The 19,280-nt window shown below is 61.9% G+C and carries 23 protein-coding genes; 6 read left to right on the top strand and 17 right to left on the bottom strand.

From position 1 onward, the window contains the following. Positions 1-14 precede the first annotated feature (14 nt). Positions 15-455, bottom strand: a complete 441-nt coding sequence (locus HHL09_RS25710) for a hypothetical protein (RefSeq protein WP_169457517.1) — start codon at positions 453-455, stop codon at positions 15-17. A gap of 444 nt (positions 456-899) precedes the next feature. Here HHL09_RS25710 and HHL09_RS25705 point away from each other — a divergent pair, with 444 nt between their 5' ends. Next, positions 900-2,750 (top strand): DNA topoisomerase IV subunit B, encoded by a 1,851-nt coding sequence (locus tag HHL09_RS25705; protein ID WP_169457516.1) that lies wholly within the window; start codon positions 900-902, stop codon positions 2,748-2,750. Positions 2,751-2,774: 24 nt separating this feature from the next. Here the strand turns inward: HHL09_RS25705 and HHL09_RS25700 are convergent, their stop codons facing one another. Both HHL09_RS25700 and HHL09_RS25695 read right to left on the bottom strand, forming a co-directional pair. Next, the gene (locus HHL09_RS25700) at positions 2,775-3,668 is read right to left on the bottom strand and encodes a hypothetical protein (protein ID WP_169457515.1); all 894 of its coding nucleotides are present in this window, start codon (positions 3,666-3,668) and stop codon (positions 2,775-2,777) included. A gap of 84 nt (positions 3,669-3,752) precedes the next feature. Then, positions 3,753-4,610, bottom strand: coding sequence for an SDR family oxidoreductase (locus HHL09_RS25695; protein WP_240963702.1), 858 nt, complete (start codon positions 4,608-4,610; stop codon positions 3,753-3,755). 67 nt (positions 4,611-4,677) lie between these two features. On the opposite strand from HHL09_RS25695, the gene HHL09_RS25690 reads away from it, so the two are divergent. Together HHL09_RS25690 and HHL09_RS25685 are read left to right on the top strand one after the other, a co-directional pair. Further along, positions 4,678-5,583: an AraC family transcriptional regulator gene (locus tag HHL09_RS25690; protein ID WP_169457514.1), complete on the top strand. Its 906-nt coding sequence runs from the start codon at positions 4,678-4,680 to the stop codon at positions 5,581-5,583. A gap of 89 nt (positions 5,584-5,672) precedes the next feature. Beyond that, a complete protein-coding gene (locus tag HHL09_RS25685) occupies positions 5,673-5,975 on the top strand; it encodes a hypothetical protein (protein WP_169457513.1) in 303 nt (100 codons plus the stop codon). A gap of 135 nt (positions 5,976-6,110) precedes the next feature. Here the strand turns inward: HHL09_RS25685 and HHL09_RS25680 are convergent, their stop codons facing one another. Both HHL09_RS25680 and HHL09_RS25675 read right to left on the bottom strand, forming a co-directional pair. Further along, complete coding sequence (locus HHL09_RS25680) at positions 6,111-6,806, bottom strand: EF-hand domain-containing protein (protein ID WP_169457512.1); 696 nt, start codon at positions 6,804-6,806, stop codon at positions 6,111-6,113. A gap of 106 nt (positions 6,807-6,912) precedes the next feature. After that, positions 6,913-8,067 (bottom strand): hypothetical protein, encoded by a 1,155-nt coding sequence (locus tag HHL09_RS25675; RefSeq protein ID WP_169457511.1) that lies wholly within the window; start codon positions 8,065-8,067, stop codon positions 6,913-6,915. Positions 8,068-8,488: 421 nt separating this feature from the next. Here HHL09_RS25675 and HHL09_RS25670 point away from each other — a divergent pair, with 421 nt between their 5' ends. Both HHL09_RS25670 and HHL09_RS25665 read left to right on the top strand, forming a co-directional pair. Next, the gene (locus HHL09_RS25670; protein ID WP_169457510.1) at positions 8,489-8,968 is read left to right on the top strand and encodes a (2Fe-2S)-binding protein; all 480 of its coding nucleotides are present in this window, start codon (positions 8,489-8,491) and stop codon (positions 8,966-8,968) included. After that, positions 8,965-11,022: a xanthine dehydrogenase family protein molybdopterin-binding subunit gene (locus HHL09_RS25665; protein ID WP_205760944.1), complete on the top strand. Its 2,058-nt coding sequence runs from the start codon at positions 8,965-8,967 to the stop codon at positions 11,020-11,022. Before HHL09_RS25670 ends, HHL09_RS25665 begins: the two co-directional genes overlap by 4 nt. A gap of 72 nt (positions 11,023-11,094) precedes the next feature. On the opposite strand, the gene HHL09_RS25660 is transcribed toward HHL09_RS25665, so the two are convergent. Beyond that, a complete protein-coding gene (locus tag HHL09_RS25660; RefSeq protein ID WP_169457509.1) occupies positions 11,095-11,604 on the bottom strand; it encodes a hypothetical protein in 510 nt (169 codons plus the stop codon). Between the two features lie 482 nt (positions 11,605-12,086). Between HHL09_RS25660 and HHL09_RS25655 the strand changes: the two genes are divergently transcribed. Next, on the top strand, positions 12,087-12,797 hold the full coding sequence (locus HHL09_RS25655) for a YebC/PmpR family DNA-binding transcriptional regulator (protein ID WP_169457508.1): 711 nt from the start codon (positions 12,087-12,089) through the stop codon (positions 12,795-12,797). Here HHL09_RS25655 and HHL09_RS25650 read toward each other — a convergent pair. From HHL09_RS25650 to HHL09_RS25600, 11 genes are all read right to left on the bottom strand, one after another. Next, a complete protein-coding gene (locus HHL09_RS25650; RefSeq protein WP_169457507.1) occupies positions 12,781-13,797 on the bottom strand; it encodes a hypothetical protein in 1,017 nt (338 codons plus the stop codon). The two genes, HHL09_RS25655 and HHL09_RS25650, sit on opposite strands and share 17 nt — an antisense overlap. A gap of 53 nt (positions 13,798-13,850) precedes the next feature. Beyond that, complete coding sequence (locus HHL09_RS25645) at positions 13,851-14,237, bottom strand: PIN domain-containing protein (RefSeq protein ID WP_169457506.1); 387 nt, start codon at positions 14,235-14,237, stop codon at positions 13,851-13,853. Further along, on the bottom strand, positions 14,215-14,478 hold the full coding sequence (locus tag HHL09_RS25640) for a type II toxin-antitoxin system VapB family antitoxin (protein ID WP_169457505.1): 264 nt from the start codon (positions 14,476-14,478) through the stop codon (positions 14,215-14,217). The genes HHL09_RS25645 and HHL09_RS25640 overlap by 23 nt, the downstream gene beginning before the upstream one ends. 75 nt (positions 14,479-14,553) lie before the next feature. Next, complete coding sequence (lipB, locus tag HHL09_RS25635) at positions 14,554-15,174, bottom strand: lipoyl(octanoyl) transferase LipB (protein WP_169457504.1); 621 nt, start codon at positions 15,172-15,174, stop codon at positions 14,554-14,556. A 170-nt stretch (positions 15,175-15,344) separates the two neighbouring features. Beyond that, positions 15,345-16,031: a PEP-CTERM sorting domain-containing protein gene (locus tag HHL09_RS25630; protein ID WP_169457503.1), complete on the bottom strand. Its 687-nt coding sequence runs from the start codon at positions 16,029-16,031 to the stop codon at positions 15,345-15,347. 208 nt (positions 16,032-16,239) lie between these two features. Then, the gene (gene ruvC, locus HHL09_RS25625) at positions 16,240-16,743 is read right to left on the bottom strand and encodes a crossover junction endodeoxyribonuclease RuvC (protein WP_169457502.1); all 504 of its coding nucleotides are present in this window, start codon (positions 16,741-16,743) and stop codon (positions 16,240-16,242) included. Then, positions 16,740-17,051, bottom strand: a complete 312-nt coding sequence (locus HHL09_RS26795) for a type II toxin-antitoxin system RelE/ParE family toxin (protein ID WP_169457501.1) — start codon at positions 17,049-17,051, stop codon at positions 16,740-16,742. Before HHL09_RS26795 ends, ruvC begins: the two co-directional genes overlap by 4 nt. Then, entirely contained in the window at positions 17,048-17,266 is a 219-nt protein-coding gene (locus HHL09_RS25615) for an addiction module protein (protein ID WP_169457500.1), read from the bottom strand. Before HHL09_RS25615 ends, HHL09_RS26795 begins: the two co-directional genes overlap by 4 nt. Before the next feature lie 60 nt (positions 17,267-17,326). Then, entirely contained in the window at positions 17,327-17,635 is a 309-nt protein-coding gene (locus HHL09_RS25610; RefSeq protein ID WP_169457499.1) for a hypothetical protein, read from the bottom strand. Between the two features lie 14 nt (positions 17,636-17,649). Beyond that, complete coding sequence (locus HHL09_RS25605; protein ID WP_169457498.1) at positions 17,650-17,970, bottom strand: hypothetical protein; 321 nt, start codon at positions 17,968-17,970, stop codon at positions 17,650-17,652. Positions 17,971-17,988: 18 nt separating this feature from the next. Further along, positions 17,989-19,188 (bottom strand): DEAD/DEAH box helicase, encoded by a 1,200-nt coding sequence (locus HHL09_RS25600; RefSeq protein ID WP_169457497.1) that lies wholly within the window; start codon positions 19,186-19,188, stop codon positions 17,989-17,991. Positions 19,189-19,280: the final 92 nt, after the last annotated feature.

Below are 19,280 nucleotides of genomic sequence, written 5' to 3'. Positions count from 1 at the left end.
CGCTGCCGACAAGCCTACTTCACCGACTCCGCCAAGGCGTCCTTCACCTCCGGTCTCTTCTCGAGCGCTTGGAAATCCTTGGGATACGTGGCGTGGTATCCACCATCCCTGAACTCCAGGATCCAGAAGCCCTCTGCTCCGTTTTGGTAACGGAGATCTATCGATGAACGGACGCGGTTATTCTCGGCAGGCATCATCAGCGGGATCTGGCTTCCGGCCTTCAGCTTCTTGCCGGTTTGATCCTTCAAGACCTCATCCACTTGGATCGTCGCCGTATCGAGCGCATGATCGGCGGGTGCCGCGTGCTCGATCGCGACGATCTTCCCACGAATCACCAGGGGACTCTCCTTGATGACCTTGCTCAAGGGCACATCTACCCAACAGCCGTAGGCCTGTACAGGAAGGAGCGCTAAAGTGAGCAGGGCCATGGTCCACATGACGTGAAAGGATCTCATTCCTCTAGAACACGCCACCCCGCCATTTCTTGGGAGATTCCGCAGCAATTCCAAATGGCACGGCAGCCGTCGCCGGGACCGCGAGGCAGTGGCCTCGCTTGGAGGGTAAACGAGAAGGCCACGGGCGATGTCCCATCAAACGACGGCTCCGCATTCTTCCGAATGCGCCTGCATCACAGCCCGGCCCGGAACCTCGCCTTAAGATCAAAGTTCCGCCGCCCCCCATTCTCCGCGCTCCTCTCCGCGACCGCCGAGCCTCCTCGGTTCGTTTCCTCCCTCAATCCATCACCCGGACCGCGAGGCGCACTCCGTTTGATGATTGGAGGATTGATGATTGGTGATTCCCTCTCCATTCTTCCGTAACCATCTCACCCTCAATCCCGATACCCCGCACTTGCCACCCGCCCCGCGAGTCCTCAGGATTCCCGAAAGATTTCCCCATTCATGGCAGCTGAATACACCGAAGCCGACATCAAGTCCCTCGATTGGCGCGAACACATCCGTCTCCGCCCCGGCATGTATATCGGCAAGCTCGGCGATGGCTCCTCCCCGGACGATGGCATCTACATCCTGCTCAAGGAGGTCATCGACAACTCCATCGACGAGCACATCATGGGCTTCGGCAAGGAGATCCGCGTCGACATCGATGACGAGGGTCGCGTGGAAGTCCGGGACTTCGGCCGCGGCATCCCGCTTGGCAAGCTCTACGACTGCGCCGCCCAGATCAATACGGGTGCGAAATACGACAGCGAGGCCTTCAAGAAATCCGTCGGCCTGAACGGCGTCGGCATCAAGGCCGTGAATGCCCTTTCCGGATTCTTCGAGATCCAGGCATGGCGCGAGGGCCAGACCAAGGCGATCGAGTTCTCCAAGGGCCAGGTCACCGTCGACATGAAGAACCCGCGCAGGGAGGAAGCTCCCTCCGGCACGCGCCTGGCCTTCGAGATGGACCGCACGATCTTCCCCGCGAAGGCGAAGTTCAAGGAGGCCATCGTCGAAAAGATGTGCCGCTACTACAGCTACCTGAATCCGGGGCTGACCATCGTTTTCAACGGCAAGAAATTCAAATCGAAGGACGGCCTGCTCGACCTGCTCCGTGAGGAAATGGAGAGCGAGGCCCTCTATGATCCGATCCACCTGAAGGGTGAGGACATCGAGATCGCCTTCACCCACACGGCGGACAGCGGCGAGGAATACTATACCTTCGTCAACGGCCAGAACACCACCCAGGGCGGCACCCACTTGCAGGCCTTCCGCGAGGGCCTCGTGAATGCGGTCCGCGGCTTCTACAAGAAGCAGTTCGATCCCTCGGACATCCGCGCCGGCATCGAGGCTGCCATCGTCGTGCGCGTCGTGGAACCGGTCTTCGAGTCCCAGACCAAGACCAAGCTTGGTTCCGCCTCGATGACGCCGAATGGCGAGTCGATCCGCACCTTCGTCGGTAATTTCCTCAAGCAGCACCTCGACAACTACCTCCACAAGCACCCGAAGGTGGCGGAGGCGATCCAGAAGCGGATCCAGGCCGCCGAGCGCGAGCGCAAGGACCTGAAGGGCATCCAGAAGATCGCCCGCGAGCGCGCCCGCCAGGCAAAGGTGCACAACAAGAAGCTGCGCGATTGCCGCGCGCACCTCGACTCGAAGCACAAGCAGCGCCTGGAGAGCACGCTCTTCATCACCGAGGGTGACTCCGCCTCCGGTTCCATCACGAAGAGCCGCGATGTGGAAACGCAGGCCGTCTTCTCGCTGCGCGGCAAGCCGCTCAATACCTTCAGCCTCGCCAAGAAGATCGTCTACGAGAACGAGGAGTTCGCCCTGCTCCAGGCCGCCCTTGGCATCGAGGACGGCATCGAGGAACTCCGCTTCAACAAGGTCGTCATCGCCACCGATGCCGACGTGGACGGCATGCACATCCGCCTGCTGCTCCTTACCTTCTTCCTCCAGTTCTTCCCGGAAGTCATCCGCTTGGGCCACCTCTACATCCTCCAGACCCCGCTCTTCCGCGTGCGGAACAAGAAGGAGACCATCTACTGCTACGACGAGGAAGCGAAGGACAAGGCGCTCTCCAAGCTGGGCAAGTCTTCCGAGATCACCCGCTTCAAGGGTCTCGGTGAAATTTCGCCGGACGAGTTCAAGTTCATGATCGGCCCCGAGATGCGCCTCGATCCCGTGGAGTTCGAGGAAGGAAAGGGGACCAAGGAACTCCTCGCCTTCTACATGGGCAAGAACACCCCCGACCGCCAGGACTTCATCATCGGCAACCTCCGCATCGATGTCGACCGCCAGGAAGTGGCGTGAGGCTCTCGATCGGGATCTTCGGGCTCACAGCTCCTTGAAGCTCTTCGCGACCTCCTGCCATAGCTCGCGGTCCGCGGTCGAGGCCTCCACGGAGAATATCGTATAGATCCGGGCCTTGGTCCGGAGCGTGATCCCGCGGATACGCATCACCGATTTGTCGGGACCTTCGATCGGATAGATGAAGTAAACCTGATCCTTGTTGCCCGGGGTCAACTCGCCAAGGAAAGGCTCCTGCTCCTTGGCTCCATTCTTTTTCATCGCCCGGATCACCGGCTCGATCGCCGCCCAATGGAATTCCTTGATGTCGTGATCCTCCGGTTTGGTCTCCCGATCCTCAAAGGCATTGTAACCGAGGCTTCCCCCTTTTGAAGAGGCTCGTCCGATGTGAAGGGTCCGCCCATTACCCAGATCCATCTTCTGAATCGGTGCGGCCTTCCATTCCCCCGGCATCACGAACTCGAACAAGGCATCGGCCTTGATCGGGGTCTTGCCCAAGGGAAAGGTGATCGATGCATGGCTGAGCTTCATCGCCCCGGCCTTGTCCTTCTTGAAGGTCATCTGGAACGGCCCCCTGAAATCACTCTTTGCCGACTGGATGAAACCGGACACGGCGATGGAATCCTTGTGGTCCTTGTAGGCCACCTCCTCGTAAGCATCCGGATGGCCCTCCTTCTTCTTGATGCCGGCCTCGATCCCCGCCCGGAACTGTCCAGGCGGGACCAGGGTGACGATTTCCAGACTTCCATCGGATTGGACCACCCGGCCCGAGCAATCCGCTGCCACCAAATCCAGGATCCGGGGATCATTCTCTTTCTGATACTCGGCGAACTTTCCGAAGGCCTCCTTGGCAAGAGCCAGATCGTCGCCTGAAACGCGGGACGCGATGAGTAGAGACAAGACGAAGATGATCCCTTTCATGAACCTAAAATCAGATCATGGCGGAGATAGGGCAATCCGAATCTGCCCGCAGCGCGCAAATGGTTGGTCCGGGTGATCGGAGGCTTAGCGGTTCGCCGCCATCCCGCTCATGGTCCGGATCCGTGAAATGAACTCCGTCTCCGGCACGGAGCTGCGCAGGGCCGCCAGCATCACACTGTCCGCACCGGCAGGATAGCGCAGGACATCGCTGCCATCGGTCGCGGCGGCGTACACCGCTTCCGCGACGTCTTCACCCTTGGTGTAGGCGGTCGGGTATTCGTGCATCGATTGGAAGTAACGCGCGACGCCCTCGCCATAGGGCGCGGGCACCAGTTCCATGGGACGATTGCCGGAATTCGCGGCGAAGTTCGTCGTCGGTGCCAGACCGGGCTGCACTACTTTCACGCGGATGCCGAACAAACCGAGTTCGTAGGCAAGCGACTCCGAGAATCCTTCGATCGCATGTTTGCTCGCGGTGTAGGCCGCGACGAAGGGCATCGGGGCGATGCCAACGCTGGAGGTCACATTGATGATCGTGCCCGCACCGCGCCCGCGCAGGTGCGGGATGATCGCACGGTTCGCCGCCATCACGCCGAAGGTATTCGTCTCGAAGATCCCGCGGATCGTATCATCCGGCGTGCCCTCCAGCGCCGACAGCAAGCCGATCCCGGCGTTGTTGACGAAGACATCGATCTTCCCGAAGCGCTCGATGCCTTGATGGATCGCATCATCGATGGTCCCGGGCTGCGTCACATCGAGCGCGGTAACGAGCAGCTGATCGCTCTTCTCGAACAAGCCTTCGTCAGGCCTGCGCATGGTGGCGATGACATTCCAACCGCGGGCGAGAAAGAGATCGGCCGTCGCCTTGCCGAAACCCGAGGAGCAACCGGTGATGAGGATGGTGGAGTTCATGGTGATGTCGTTCTTCGTAAACTTCGCCATCACCGTAGCGCCTCGAATCCGGACTTGCTATAAGAGGTGATCCGCCATTCATTCTCGATCGTCCAGAATGGATGCCCTCGCCGCCATCGTCACGCTTCTGAAGCCGCAGTCCATCGCTGCGAAGCTGATCCATGGCGCCGGGCGCTGGGGTGTCCGCTATGCGAAGTTCGGCCATCCCAGTTTCGCGCTCGTCTTGAAGGGTCCCTGCTGGCTTTCGGTGGGGGGGGGGAATCCGGTCACGCTCGAAAGCGGCGACTTCATCCTGCTGCCAGCCACGCCCGCCTTCACGCTATCGAGCGATCCGCGGGTGAAGCCGAAGTCGATGGTCCCTGCTCCTTCCGGTGAGCAAGTGGACGAGGTCTTCCATGGCGACGCCTCGCTGGAGCCATCGGTCAGCATGTTAGGCGGCTACTTCGCCTTCGATCCGATCCACGCGCGCATGTTGCTCGATCGGCTGCCGGATCTCTTCCTCATCCGCGCAAGCGATCCCGCGAGCGCAGGCGTCGCCGCCATCGTCGAACTCATCAAGCGCGAGGCCCTCGGCAAACGCGCGGGCCAAGCCTTCATGCTGAATCGCCTTGCCGAGTTGCTCCTGCTCGAAGCCCTGCGCTCTGCCCCGGCGGAGCTTGCGGGAAGCGGCTTCCTCGCCGGGCTAAGGGACCCGCAGCTCGCGATCGCGCTGCGGGGTATCCACACGCGGACTGCGGAGCCATGGAGTCTCGCCACCCTCGCGCGCGAAGCCGGTATGTCGCGCTCCTCATTTGCCGAGCGCTTCGCCCGCGTCATCGGCACCACACCATTGAACTACCTGCTGCAATGGCGGCTCGCCGTGGCGAAGAACCTCCTCGCCCGCGAGAACATGAGCGTGGCGGAAACCGCGCTCGCGGTCGGCTATGAATCCGCCAGCGGCTTCAGCACCGCCTTCAGCCGCGAGACCGGACAAGCGCCCAAGGAGTTCATCGGGATCGGTTGAAGTCCTCGCGCGGGGGGCATTTCACGATTGCCACCGCAGCGCGGGGTTTCCACTTTGATGTGAGGCGGTGCTAGAATCCGCTTTCAAAGATGACGACCCGGGCCGCCAAGCAATGGAGGAGGAAATACCTCCGTGAGGGTGCTTGGTTCGGCGGTGCCTTTGTGATCCTGAGCTGCACCGGAGCTTATCTGGGCGACTGGAGGGTTGTTGGCGCGGGCGGGGCGGTTGCGCTATTCGGATTCATCTTCCAGCGGAGAATGTTCCGGCGCTGGAACTGCGAAGAATGTGGGAGTCCGCTCCAGCGGGAGTCGAAGGATGGCAGCGCAGTCGTCTTCCATTGCGAGCGGTGCGGGATTGTCTGGGATACCAAGCTGCATCAGGATCTGAGCTGATTGGATCGCGCGGCCTGCGCCACTTGCGTCGACGCCATCCCCGGCTCCGCACGCACGCGACTCCACAGAGAACAGAAGAGGCAGGGACTTTCATCCCCGCCTCTTCAAAGATGCGATCGTGAACGAAGGGAAAGCTTAGCGCTTCTTCGCGCCCGGGTTCCACTCGTCACGGGTGAGGTAGCCATCCTCGTTCTTGTCCAGCTTGTAAAAGGCGGCGGCGATCTTCGATTGCTTCGTCTCACCGGTGTAGAACCAGGTATATTCACCTGAAGAGATCTTCCCGTCCTTGATCTGATCCAAGAGGTCGAAGACGAGGAAACTGGCACCTTCCGGACCCTTGGCCTTGCCGGTCAGATACACGCTCCATTCGTCGAAGGTGATGCGCCCGTCATTGCTCACGTCAGCCTGCAGGAAGCGGCGGAGCAGATCGATGCCCCGTGAACGGAGATGGCCCACCGCGCGGTTGAACTCCTCACGGTCGAGAAAGGCGTTGCCGTCGTTGTCAGCGGCTTCGAAGGAGATCTCGTTCTTGGTCGGTAGCTCGACCTCTCCGAGGTGGTAGCGCAGTTCAAGCAAGGTGACTTCCTTGCTGCGGTTCACATCGGCCTTCTTGAAGGCGCTGTTGATTTCCTTCGCCGTGAGTCCAGCTTCGAGGAAGGTGGCGAATTCGGTCTTGGAGAGGCCGCCGGAGGCATCGAGATCGGCCGCGAGGAATTCCTCAGCCGTGGTGGGAGCCGGCACGTCGCCTGCGAGCGCAGGTGCGGCGAAGCCGAGCACGAGGGCGGAGGTTAGGCCGAGGGTGGCGGGGGAGACTTTGATAGGAGATGTCATAGATACTCGGAAAGAGCGATGCGGAGTTAGTGGTAAGCATGGCGGCAGGCAAGCCGGGGTGCGCCCTTCATTCATTTTTCACAGAAAAAACCGCGTCCGATGCGGCTCACGGTGTCGGTGTCGCGATCACCCGGAAGAAGCGCTTCCCTGCGTCCGGGGTTGGGGCCGTGACGTTCTTCGTGGCCGGGCTGCCGGTGCCGGGGACGCTCGCGATTTCGATCCACTCGAGCAGGTTGTTGCTCATGAAGACGCCGTAGGTTTGTCCTGCCTCGGTGTTCCATGAGAAGGTGCAGCTGCCACCCGGATCGAGAATGTAGGAGATGAGTGTGACCGTCCCGATCGGCACGTAGCTGCTAGATCCGTTGGCGTAGGTGGTGAAGCCCGGCGGAGGCGTGCTGGGTGAGGTGGCACCGGTGGCATTCACGTAGGTGCCTGCAGGAGCGGGAATCGCGGCGCTCATTCCGGCCACGGGCGCATAGTAGCCTGGACTTGCCAGGGTGGGGCTGCTCGCACCGGGAGATCCCACCACGCTTCCCGCGGGGGCCGGAGTCTGCGATGTCGCGCCGGGTGCGGGCACGAAATAACCCGGACTCGCCGGAATCGCCTCCTGCATGCCTCCTACCGGGGCATACTTGCCTGCGGGAGCAATCGAGGAAACCGTGGCACCTGCATTGGGAACGACCCTTCCCGGAAGCGCCGGTGTCTGGGTGCTCATGCCCGGACTGGCGACAACGTAGCCGGGACTGGCGAGGATCGCCTCGCGCATGCCGGCCACGGGGGCATAGCTACCCGGTGAAGCAGGCGTTCCGGCAGCGGCCCCCGCATTCGCTGCGAAGAAGCCGGGCGGGACCGGTGTCTGCGCGCTCGCTCCTTTTCCAGCGACGACGTAGCCCGGACTCGCGGCGATCGGTTCGCTCATCCCCGGAACCGGGGTGTAGTAGCCCGAGTTGCACAGGGTGGGACCCGTGGCCGCGCTCCCGCTCACGTAGCTGCCCGCGGGAGCCGGCGTCTGGGATGCGGAGCCGGCATTGGCGACATAGTAGCCCGGGCTCGCCGGGACCGGCGCGCTCATCCCGGGGAAGGGCGTGTAGTAGCCGGGCTCACAATTCGTGACCGTGGTGGCATTCGCCGTCGGCACATAGGTTCCCACCGGCGCAGGGAGGACATTGCTGCCATCGATGTAATATCCGGGCGGGGATTCGATGGACCAGGCAGCGGATACCAAGGCAGTTGACAGGATCGCGTGGAGGGTGGTCTTCAAGGCAGGGAAGAGATGGAGGAAGAAGGCGAAGGACCGCGTAGCAAGTCCGCCCGGACGGAAGGCCCGGCATCTAACAAGGCGGAAAAAATTCTGACAAGGGCGGTGGCGTGGTACTGTGACCGCTCGCGGGTTCAAAAGGCTCGAATGAAGCTTCGGGGCGAGCTTGGTCAGGACAAGGAATGACCTGAGCTGATGGGAGCGCAGAGGGTAGAGGACAAGCGCCCCCGCTTGTCCGCGAATCGTTCCTTGTCGTCACGCCCCATACGCGGTCGGCCGGGGGCGTCCGACCCTCGCTGAAAAAAGGAGAGTGGAAATCGCGTCTCTCCTGATTCTCCGGGAATGCCACACCCCCCTCCGTGCTCTCAGGCTTCGACCTGAGCCCCGTATTCCCGGAAAGAAGCTCATTACTCCTCAAAACCCCATGGCCACCATTACCCGACTTCACGTGAATGGCCGCGATGCCGCCCTGGAGGCGGATGGCGAGCGAATCCTGCTCAGCGTCCTGCGCGACGATCTGGGCCTTACCGGATGCAAGCCGGGCTGCGGGGAGGGCCAATGCGGTGCCTGCACCGTATTGGTGGATGGCAAGCCGGTGCGCTCCTGCTCGATGCCCGCAAGTGCGGTGGGCGAGGCAAAGATCCGCACCGTCGAGGGGCTGGAGCAGGATGGAAAGCTCCACCCGGTCCAGCAGGCCTTCCTCGAGGCCGATGCCATGCAGTGCGGCTACTGCACCTGCGGCATGATCCTGTCCGCGGTAGCCTTGTTGGAACAGCATCCGACCCCGACTGAGGAGCAATTCCTCGCCGCGATGGACGGGAACATCTGCCGCTGTGGGGTCTATAACAACATCCGCAGTGCCGTGAAGCGCGCCTCCGAAACTCTCGCCAAGAACCCGCAATGAAGACCAGCGAAGCACCGCAGATGGATCGCCGCCATTTCTTCAAGCTGCTCGGTGGCGGGCTCTTCGTCGCCTACATGGCGGAGCCCGTGAATGCGCAGGAGCGCCGCGGGCGTCGTGGCGGACCCGCGAGGCCGATGGAGGTCAGCGCGTGGATACACATTGGGGAAAATGGGACAGTGAGAGTTTTCACGGGAAAAACGGAGGTGGGTCAAAACATCCGCACCTCCCTGGCCCAAGCCGTGGCGGAGGAGCTGCCGGTCCGCATTCCGTCGATCCAGATGGTGATGGCGGACACGGATCTCGTGCCCTTTGACATGGGCACCTTTGGCAGCCGCAGCACGCCGGACATGGCGCTGCATCTGCGGAAGGTGGCTGCGGCCGCGCGGCAGGAATTGGTGAGGCTTGCGGTGGAACGGTTTGGCACACAGGAGCAGAATCTCATCCTCCAGGATGGCGAGGTGATCTGGCAGATGGAGCATTCCAGTGGAGGTGCCCAGATCGCGAGCTTCGCCGAGCTGCTGAAAGGAAAGCAGCTCTCGGCGGTCGTCACCGACGAGACCAAACTGAGGCCTGCGGCGGAATGGAGGGTCGCCGGAACCTCGGTGCCCAAGGTGGATGGAAAGAACTTCGTCACCGGCAGGCATCACTACACCACCGACATCCAGAGACCGGGACTCGTGCACGGGAAGGTGCTCCGCGCGCCAGCCTACGGAGCGAAACTCAAGTCGCTGGACGATGCTCAGGCGAAGACGCTTCCGGGGGTGACCGTGGTGCGCGATGGCGATTTCGTGGGTGTCACGGCACCGAATCCAGCCGTCGCGACACAGGCGATCGGCCTGCTGAAAGCCGAGTGGGAAGGCGGCGAGGGCCCCTCTAACAAGGAGCTCTGGCAAGTGCTGAAGAACAACTTCAACCGCGGTGACGATGGCAGGAAGATCGATGACGCCCTGGCCAGCTCCGCCCACAAGCTCGAGCAGGCTTACACCGTGGAATACATCGCCCACTGTCCGCTGGAGACACGTGCCGGCGTGGCCGAGTGGCAGGATGGCAAGGTGACGGTGTGGACCGGCACGCAGCGGCCCTTCGGCGTGAAGGACGAGTTGGTCAGCGCTTTCTCCCTGCCACCGGAAAAGGTGCGGGTGATCGTGCCGGACACCGGCTCCGGCTACGGTGGCAAGCACAGCGGCGAGGCCGCGGTGGAAGCTGCCCGGCTCGCGAAGGCGGCGGGCAAGCCGGTGAAGCTTTCGTGGACGCGCGAGGAGGAGTTCTGGTGGGCCTACTTCCGCCCCGCGGGCGTGATCGAGGTGAAGGCGGGAGTCGATGCCGATGGCAAGCTCACCGCTTGGGAATTCCACAATCACAACTCCGGCGGCGCGGCGATCGAGACACCCTATGAGGTGCCTGCGAAATTCGTGCGCAGCCATGGCAGCAAGTCACCGCTGCGGCAGGGCTCATATCGCGGGCTCGCGGCAGCGGCGAATGGCTTCGCACGTGAATCCGCGATGGATGAACTGGCGGCTGCGGCGGGGATCGATCCCCTGGAGTTTCGCTTGAAGAACCTGAAGGATGAGCGCCTGCGCGCGGTGCTGGAAGCCGCGGCGAAAAGCTTCGGCTGGAGCAATCGAAAGGGCCACTGCGGGATCGCCTGCGGCATTGATAAGGGCGGCTACATCGCGAACTGCGTGGAGATCGAACTCCGCGGCAAGACCGTGAAGGTGAAGCGCATCGTCGCGGCCTTCGAGTGCGGCGCGATCGTGAACCCGACGCACCTGAAGAATCAGGTGGAAGGCAGCATCGTGATGGGGCTCGGCGGTGCCTTGTTCGAGGCGATCCAATTCGCGGACGGAAAGATCCTGAATCCCGCGTTTTCGAAGTATCGTGTCCCGCGTTTCTCGGACGTGCCACCGATCGAGACGGTGCTGGTGAATCGCACGGACCTTCCTTCCGCGGGTGCCGGGGAGTGCCCGATCATGGCCATCGCGCCGGCGATCGGCTCCGCGATTTTCGAAGCGAAGAAGGAGCGATTGAGAGCGATGCCGATGAAACTCGCCTAGTCACGAAGGATCACACGTTGAAGTCGGCATGGCCGCCGGAACGCACCCCGGCGGCCATGCTTTTTTTGCGGGTCATCCCGCATTCATCGGACAGGCGATGACGGATTGGATGCCTTCGCCCAGGGTCTCTGCCGATGGGCTGGCACCGGAAGGCTCCTTGGCGATCACCAGGGGCGCGGCATGATCGAGTTCCCATGCGACGGAGAAGGATCCCAGCTCGCGCTCCAGGAACTCGGCGACTGCGGCGCGGTGGCTGTGCGGGATCCGTGCGGAGTTCAGCTTGAGCTCCGAGTGGGAGGCCGCGGCTTCCACGGCGATTTCGACTTCGGGCACGCCATCCTTGCCGCTGCCGATCTTGTAAAGGTAACCGCGGCGGGAGAAGGAATCCAGCTGGGCTTGGTCCGTTGCCGGGAGGCGATTGATATCGAAGTCCTGGCCGAGGCTCGGTGCAGCGGGGAAGGGAATCGTGGTTTCGAGAATAACGGCACGGCCGGACTTGAAGGTCGCCCGCACCGGGATGGAGGTCGGCTTATCGGTCTGTTGTGGGCGCGAGTCTGCCTCGCGAACGAGAGTGGTGTTCATGATCTTGGAAAATAAATGGGGTGCCACACGCCCGGAAAAATGGACGCGCGAGTTGGCGATCTCAGGACGATCTGAGGGCGGGGAAGAGGCCGCTTCGGGAAAAAGGCTCCCGCTTCAAGGAAGCGGCCCGGTCAATTCCGGAAGGCCGTCAGACGGTGCACGGCACGACTGCAACCGATCGCAATCCCGCGACCGGTCTGGCAGGCGTTTGAAAGCCGCTGGCTCTTCGACATGACAGGGGAGCTTAGGCAGGGAAGAAGGGGAGTCAACCGGAGGAGGGGAAAATCGGAACGCGGCGCGGGGACGGTTGAGCCGGCGGGGACGAACGCCCCCCCCGGCCGACCGCGGGTGCGGCGTGACAACGAGGGACCGCTCCGGACCAGCGAGGGCGCGTGTCCCTACCTTTGCAGACACTCTCCGCTTGCCCGTCCGGCCTGATCCGCCTCAAATTCCGCCAGCCACGAATTTCACTCACGACGACTATGGGACGCGCCTTTGAATGCCGCCGCCGAGCCAAGGAAGCCCGCTGGGACACCATGTCCCGCGTCTTCCCCAAGCTCGCCAAATCGATCACCATGGCCGCCAAGAACGGAGGACCTGACCCGGCGGCAAATGCGCCCCTGCGTCTCGCCATCGCCAACGCGAAGGGTCAGAACCTGCCGAAGGACAAGATCGAGGCCGCCATCAAGCGCGCCGCTGGCAAGGATGCCGCGGACATCGTGGAAGTGGCCTATGAGGGCAAGGGGCCGCACGGCTCGCTCTTCTACATCGAGTGCGCCACGGACAATACGAACCGCTCCGTGGTGAACATGAAGACCATCTTCAACAAGAACGGCGGCCAGATCGTGAATAGCGGCCAGCTCGATTTCATGTTCACCCGCAAGGCCGTGGTGGAATTCGAAGTCACGCCCGAGACGAATCTCGAAGAGTTGGAGCTCGAATTGATCGATGCCGGCTTGGAAGAACTCGATGTCGAAGATGGCATCGCCCGCGCGATCGGCGAATACGCCAGCTTTTCCAGCCTCACCGCCGGATTTGAAAAGCTCGGCATCCCGGTGAAAAAGGCCGGGCTCGAGCGCATCCCGACCCAGCCGATCGAGCTGACGGAAGATCAGATGACCGAAGTCGAAGCGATCCTCGAGAAGATCGAGGACGACGACGACGTGCAGGTGGTCTTCACGAACCTGGCATGATTTCCGGGAGAGCCCCGGTCTCCGGGTTCCCCGTCTTCTGCCTGCTTGTCCGCCAGATCATGATCCCTGTCCAAGGGATCACGGTCGCGGCGAGGAGAAACCAGTGCGGGAGAAATGCTGCCCAGTCTTCCCGCGGCGCATGGTCGATGATACGCACGGCGTTCTCCTCATAGGTCGCCCGCGGAGCCTCCGAGAACGGGCTGCCTTCCAGCCCGCGTCCGCGGAGAAAGCGCAGGCTGGCACTGGCGCGGACCGATTCCACCGGGTAGATCAGGTCCCGGCCGCCTTGGAAGAAGGGCTTTTCAGCCGCTGGCGCGCCCGTCCCGGGAGATCCTCCGGAACGGCGGACCGAGACAAATCCCGAACTACTGCCAATATAGTATTTCCCGGCACCTGCCCAGGTGCTTGAGCCCAGCGAGTCCCACCAGGACACGAGAAGCACACCAGTCGCAAGGGCACCCGCCCAGAAGCAGCGGCTGCGGTGGAAAGCCAGCCCGGATTTCTCGGCTCTCTTTCTCCGCCACCATTCCCGGGCGACCATCAGGCAAAGCCAGACCGGAATCACCGCCACGAGCAGCACCCAGTAGGGGAGGACCAGAAGCCACTCCTCCGGAGGGCGGCGCTCCATCATCCGGTAGGAAAGCTGGTGGTAGGACATCTTTCCGTAGCTAGGATCCATGTCCTCGAAGCCCCGCTGTCCTCCGCGCATGAACTCGAGCGGCGGCATCAAGGGATAGTCCAGATCGGGCAGGCGATGGAGAGACTCCCGCTTGCCCTCGGAGATCTTGACGCTTCCCATGAGCCTCTTGCCGGTACCCGTTGAAGGGCTGCTGATCTCGAAGCGCTGGATCACGAGGGCACTGCTGATATCCGTGAAGAGATAGGGCAGCGCGGCTATCGTGCCGCGGGTGCGCGTGGAATCCCACCATGCACACAGGATGAAGAGCATCACGAAGATGCCGGACCAAAAGGTGATCGAGCGGTGGAGGGATCGCTTCATGAGGAGAAGGGGGGCGGGGATGTGAAGGACATCCCGTATCGTCCGCTTCTCTCTTAAAGATCGATGACCCGCAACTCCGGGATCCCCCGGAAGTGCTTGTCCCTCGTCATCACCACCGCTCCCGCACGCAGGGCGCAGCAGGCGATGACGATGTCTTGCAGCGGCAGGATCTTGCCCTGGCGGTCCAGCTTCCAGGCGAGGTGCCAGGCTTCATCCCACAGGCTGGCTGGCGTGCCGATCATCTGGGTCACGCCGAAGAATTCCTCGAAGCGCTCGCGCTGCTTCGGCCCGCGGATGCCGCGCAGGACCTCCGCCTTCACCACGCCGCAGCAGGCGATGTCATCGAGCGACACGCGGCGCGTGATTTCCCTCACCGGGTCCAGCCCCGCATTGAGGCAGCCGATGTAGATATTGGAATCAATCAGGACGAGGGCTTCCATAGGGCAGGGTATCTTCGGCGACCTTCGCGCTGGGGAGTTCGTCCGGGCTGTAGCCGGGATACACGGCGTCCTTCAGCTCCTCCGGCGTGAGGCCGAGGCCGTCCTTCATGAATTTCTTCAGGCGCGCCTTTCGGTCCAACTCCCTGAGGGCGAACTCGACCGCGTCGGTCTTCGTCTCCAGCTCGTAGGTGTCCATGACCCGCTTGAGGAGCGCCTCGTCGATGTGCATGGTCATTTTCATGCCATACACGGTATGGCACCCATACCCGGTATGGCAAGTCCTTTTCCCTGTTCGCCTCGATTGGGCGGAGCCCGGTTATCGCGCGAAGAGCTTCGCGAAATGCGGCTCGAAGGCGTCGGCGAATTCCTCCACCGAGATCTCCCGGCCTGCTTCTTGGGCCACGCAGCTCATCACCACGCCATCGATCCCGCAGGGCGTGATGGCGAAGAAGGGCAGCAGGCACTCCGCGGTCACATTGATCGCGAAGCCATGCATGGAGATCCATTTCCGGACACCCACACCGATCGAGGCGAGCTTGCGGTTCTCCACCCACACGCCCGTCAGGCCATCGCGGCGACCGGCAGGGATGCCGAAATCCCGGCAGGTGAGGATGAGCGCCTCCTCCAGATTGCGGAGATGCGCGTGCAGATCGCGATTCCGCTCGCGGAGATCGAGAATGGGATAGCCGACCAATTGCCCCGGACCGTGATAGGTCGCCTGGCCGCCGCGGTTCGTCTCATGGACCGCCGCAGGGAGCAGGGTGGCATCGCGCAGCGACGATTGGTCTCGCAGCCGGCCGATGGTGTAAACAGGTGCGTGCTCTAACAAGAACAGCAGCTCCTTGCCGCCGCGCTCGAGGATGTCTTCTACGGCGGCATCCTGCTGCTTCAGCCCGTCTTCGTAGGAGATGTTCTTGCCCAGGCGGATCGTCTTCATCGTCGGCGCAGGGCTTCGTACCGCGGGATACCCCGGAAGCAAGACCGTAGCGCGGTTTTCCTTCCCGGACCGCGTGGACCACCCGGACAAAAGGAAAGCCCCCGATGTCTGGAAAATCGGGGGCCTTGGTATTCCGGTGGATCCCTCCACCTTACTTGGAAAAAGAAGGCTTACTTCCTGCGGCGGCGCAGCAGGCCGGCACCCGCAGCGCCGAGCGCTAGGATGGGTGCGGAAGGCTCCGGTACTTGGGCGATGACGAGATCGGTCGCGTTGAAGGTAATCGATTCGCCGTTGATCATTTCGATGTAGCTGGGAGAGCCGGGATCCGTGAGCTGGTATTCGCCGAGGTAGCTCGCGAAATAGTCGCCGATATTCACTGGATCTTCCGAAAGCAGGCTGAAGGGAGAGTTGAGCACGCGGCTTTGGAAAACGATTCCCTTCACCGGTTCCGAGCCGATGCTGAGGCCGTTCCGGGCGTCCGGGTCATCGGTGATGTCGGCAAAGGCGGCGAGCACGAGGTCGTCGTTGGTGTTGTCAAAGATACTGATCTGGCTCTCCGGAGACGAATTGACGTTCGTAGGCCTTGTCCAGGTTCCGGAGGCACCGGAGAAGGTCACGCTGGAGAAAACCTCCGGTTCGTTCACGTTCTCCTCATACCATTCGAGGACGCCGATATCGTCGAAGACGGTGGGCACCTCATCGTTCGCGATAAAGGTCAGGGTGATCTGGTCATTGGTAGCGTAGCCATCGACCGTGCTGCTGACGACAGTGCCGGTGATGGTGAAAATGATCTGGGCCGCATCGGCCGTGAGCGCGGTGGCCGCGAGGCCGAGGGTAGCAAGGAGTGGGCGGAGCATGAATGGAAGGGGTGGGTGGATGCCGGGCGGCAAACTGCTCCGGAAATATGGAATATCAAGTCCGATGTCGAGCCGGGTCGTGGAGAAGTTATGGGTAATTGCCGGTGATTTCCCCGTCAAATGGCTGATTTCTCCCCTTTTGCGGTCTGGGGCAATTTTGTAACAAGAGATGGATTTGATATGATTCGGCCAAGGCCGGACTCCATCCCTAGACCTGCCGTCTCTCCAGCACCTTCGCCTTCAGCGGATCGGAGGCCTGCAAATGCGCCAGCCCGATCGCCAGGGCATCCGCGGCATCATGCGGTGGCGTTTCGGCCAGGCCTAACAGCGCGCGCACCATGAAGGCCACCTGCTGCTTGTCCGCCTTGCCTTTTCCGACGACAGCCATCTTCACCTTCATCGGCGCGTATTCATACACGCAGAGCCCGGCATCGGCCGCGGCGATGAGAGCGGCGGCACGCGCGGCACCCATCGAGATCGCGGTGCGGTGCGACTGCACATAGATGATCCCTTCCACCGCCACTTCATCCGGCTGGTGCTGCTCGATGATGTGGTGCAGGTGCATCCGCACTGCAGCCAGCGCGGCGGATTGCGGCAAGCGATCCGGGATCGAAATCACATCATAGGCCAGGGCCTTCGCCTCACGGCCCGCACCCTCCACCACGGCATAGCCGGTATTGCGGATGGCAGGATCAATGGCGAGGACTCTCATGAGGAAAGGGGTAGGCCCTTGAGTTTGCGGACGATCCAGCGGGGATCACGGCGCAAATCCAAAATGGCGCGGATCAAGATCTCGTCATTCTCAACCTGATAGTAGACCGCATAAGGAAAGCGTTTCGATAAAAGCCGGTGAAAACGGCCAAAGTGAACCGAGTGGATTCCCGCGTAAAGCCGGAGCGATTCAATATCGGAAGAAAGCGAATCAAGGAAGTAGTCGCCTAGACCCGCCTCGGTCTGTTCGTAAAAGTCAAACCCCTCCCTCAAATCGCGGAGTGCGGAGGGCTGGATCGAAATCCTCACGGCAATTCGTCACGAAGCTGCTTCTTGGCGGCTTCCCAGCTGATGAACTTCTCTTCACCGGAGTCGGTCAACCTCTCCCGTTCTGTGAGAACTTCGCCATGCCATGAAGGGGAAGCCAGCTCCTCTTCTTTCGCCGACAGATCCTGCCAGAGATCTTCCATCAGCCGGAGCTTCTCCGTCGTGCTCATCCCTTTGAGATCAAGCGCTACCGCCATGGATGAATATTGCCGGTTTTCAAGCGGTAGGCAACGCCGGTTTTCCGCCGCTCAGCCCGATCATGGTTCCTTCGACTCCATCAATGTTTTGAAGGCAAGGATCGTGCGGATCTCGGAATGAGCGAGCCCGGCATAAACCATCTGCCCCAGCGCGATGAAGATCATCATCGTGAAGCCCACCAAAGCAGTGCTGCTGGTTGCCGGATCAACCAGCAGCCCGCTGAAGAACAGGATGAACAAGATCAGGCTCATGCCCGAGGCACCGAAGGTGAAGATCGCTCGTATCGAGGCCAGCCGCCTCAACCGGCGCTCGACCGAATCCGGATTCCGCAGCTCGGCGGTGAACTTCTCGTCCTTGGCTTGGAACATGGCAGGGGAGATCCTTAGTCCCGTGCCTGCTGACCGGACAGTTTCCGGAACGTCATCAAAGCCCGGATATCACTCTGGGCCGAGAGCGCCGAAGCCATCTGCTGGATCATCACCACGAGCAATAGGGGTAACACCGGCGAGAAAGGCGGCTGTTTCCCGCCCGTGCGACCGATGATCGCCAGCCATGCGAATGCCATGATGAAGAGGGACACCATCAGCAGGATGCATGTCCCGTAGGCGAGCTTCCGCTGCTTTCTCAAGTCCACCAGACGCTTCTCCAAGGCATCGGGACTCGCGAGCGCATCCTCGAAATCCTTGTCCCGGAATAAGATCACGGCAGGGAGGTGTTAGAACTACCTCCGCTTCTTCTTGCCGCCCATCGGCTTCTTGCGGATCGGCTTCGACGGGGAATCGTCGAGCAGCGCGGTGTAGATGTAGTCGAAGTTCTCCAGCTTCTTGCGATCGATCTTCTTGTCGATGAAGACTTCCACCGACTTCGCATACTCCAGCTCATCCGCGGTGAGCAGCGTGAAGGCATCGCCCTCGGCTTCGGCACGACCGGTACGACCGATGCGGTGCACGTAGTCCTCGGCATTTTCCGGGACGCGGTAGTTGATCACGTGGGAGACGCCGGAGATGTCGATGCCGCGCGCGGCCACGTCCGTTGCCACCAGCACCTCGTAGTCACCGCTCTTGAAGCCGGCGAGCGCCTTCATGCGGTCCACCTGGCTGATGTCGGAGTGCATCGCGGCCACCTTCGGCTGCTTGCCCTCGCGCTTGATCAGCTCGCAGACTTGGTCCGCCTCCTTGCGGGTGCGGGTGAAGATCATCACCGAGTGATAGTCGGTCTGCTCCAGCAGGGCCAGCAGCAGCTCATCGCGCTGGTCCATGGAGACCGGATAGAAAGCGTGCGTCACCGTGGAAGCCACGGCGCGGCGGGCGATCTCCACGCTCACCGGATTCGTCAGACACCACTGGGCGAAGGTCTGGATCGCCGGCGGCATGGTGGCGGAGAAGAACAGCGTCTGGCGTCCTTCCCACGGGCAGAGATTCACGATCTTCCGCACCTGCGGCAGGAAGCCCATGTCCAGCATGCGGTCCACTTCATCGAGGATCAGGATCTGCACCTCGTTGAAGCGCATGGTGGCGCGGTAGAAATGGTCCACGAGACGTCCGGGCGTGGCCACCACGACGTCGGCACCTTGCTGGAGAGCCTTCGATTGCTCGCCGTAGCCCACGCCGCCATAGAGCAGCGCGACCTTCAGGCCCGTGTGCTTGCCGTATTTCTCGAATTGCTCCGCCACCTGGTGGGCGAGCTCGCGGGTTGGCTCCAGGACCAGGATCTGCGGCTTGCCGATCGGCTTCAGCTTGCTGAGCGAGGGCAGCGCGAAGGCCGCGGTCTTCCCCGTGCCGGTCTGCGAGGCGCCGATTACATCCCGACCTTCGAGGATCAGGGGAATCGCCTGTGCCTGGATCGGCGTCGGGTTGTCATAGCCCGACTCCGTGACGGCTTCGAGGACGGCTTCGGAGAGGCCTAGAGTTTCAAATCCCATGTGTTGTGGGGGGATGCGTAGGGATCAGCGACCTTACGGTCAAGGGATGAGTACCAGAGTTGCAAGGCGGAATACGGGAGGCGGAAGGCGCA

Source organism: Luteolibacter luteus (assembly GCF_012913485.1).
Classification (GTDB): Bacteria; Verrucomicrobiota; Verrucomicrobiia; order Verrucomicrobiales; family Akkermansiaceae; genus Haloferula; species Haloferula lutea.
The sequence above is the reverse complement of the archived record's forward strand: the minus strand, read 5'-3'. Positions and strand labels throughout refer to the sequence as shown.

Coding starts and splice junctions, on each gene's coding strand:
- HHL09_RS25630 (WP_169457503.1), bottom strand. CDS start 16,031: ATGCTCCGCCCACTCCTTGCTACCCTCGGCCTCGCGGCCACCGCGCTC.
- HHL09_RS25670 (WP_169457510.1), top strand. CDS start 8,489: ATGGCCACCATTACCCGACTTCACGTGAATGGCCGCGATGCCGCCCTG.
- HHL09_RS25705 (WP_169457516.1), top strand. CDS start 900: ATGGCAGCTGAATACACCGAAGCCGACATCAAGTCCCTCGATTGGCGC.
- HHL09_RS25650 (WP_169457507.1), bottom strand. CDS start 13,797: ATGAAGCGATCCCTCCACCGCTCGATCACCTTTTGGTCCGGCATCTTC.
- HHL09_RS25610 (WP_169457499.1), bottom strand. CDS start 17,635: ATGTTCCAAGCCAAGGACGAGAAGTTCACCGCCGAGCTGCGGAATCCG.
- HHL09_RS25680 (WP_169457512.1), bottom strand. CDS start 6,806: ATGACATCTCCTATCAAAGTCTCCCCCGCCACCCTCGGCCTAACCTCC.
- HHL09_RS25645 (WP_169457506.1), bottom strand. CDS start 14,237: ATGGAAGCCCTCGTCCTGATTGATTCCAATATCTACATCGGCTGCCTC.
- HHL09_RS25655 (WP_169457508.1), top strand. CDS start 12,087: ATGGGACGCGCCTTTGAATGCCGCCGCCGAGCCAAGGAAGCCCGCTGG.
- HHL09_RS25660 (WP_169457509.1), bottom strand. CDS start 11,604: ATGAACACCACTCTCGTTCGCGAGGCAGACTCGCGCCCACAACAGACC.
- HHL09_RS25665 (WP_205760944.1), top strand. CDS start 8,965: ATGAAGACCAGCGAAGCACCGCAGATGGATCGCCGCCATTTCTTCAAG.
- HHL09_RS25615 (WP_169457500.1), bottom strand. CDS start 17,266: ATGGCGGTAGCGCTTGATCTCAAAGGGATGAGCACGACGGAGAAGCTC.
- HHL09_RS25600 (WP_169457497.1), bottom strand. CDS start 19,188: ATGGGATTTGAAACTCTAGGCCTCTCCGAAGCCGTCCTCGAAGCCGTC.
- HHL09_RS25690 (WP_169457514.1), top strand. CDS start 4,678: ATGGATGCCCTCGCCGCCATCGTCACGCTTCTGAAGCCGCAGTCCATC.
- ruvC (WP_169457502.1), bottom strand. CDS start 16,743: ATGAGAGTCCTCGCCATTGATCCTGCCATCCGCAATACCGGCTATGCC.
- HHL09_RS25700 (WP_169457515.1), bottom strand. CDS start 3,668: ATGAAAGGGATCATCTTCGTCTTGTCTCTACTCATCGCGTCCCGCGTT.
- HHL09_RS25710 (WP_169457517.1), bottom strand. CDS start 455: ATGAGATCCTTTCACGTCATGTGGACCATGGCCCTGCTCACTTTAGCG.
- HHL09_RS25695 (WP_240963702.1), bottom strand. CDS start 4,610: ATGGCGAAGTTTACGAAGAACGACATCACCATGAACTCCACCATCCTC.
- HHL09_RS25640 (WP_169457505.1), bottom strand. CDS start 14,478: ATGAAAATGACCATGCACATCGACGAGGCGCTCCTCAAGCGGGTCATG.
- HHL09_RS25685 (WP_169457513.1), top strand. CDS start 5,673: ATGACGACCCGGGCCGCCAAGCAATGGAGGAGGAAATACCTCCGTGAG.
- lipB (WP_169457504.1), bottom strand. CDS start 15,174: ATGAAGACGATCCGCCTGGGCAAGAACATCTCCTACGAAGACGGGCTG.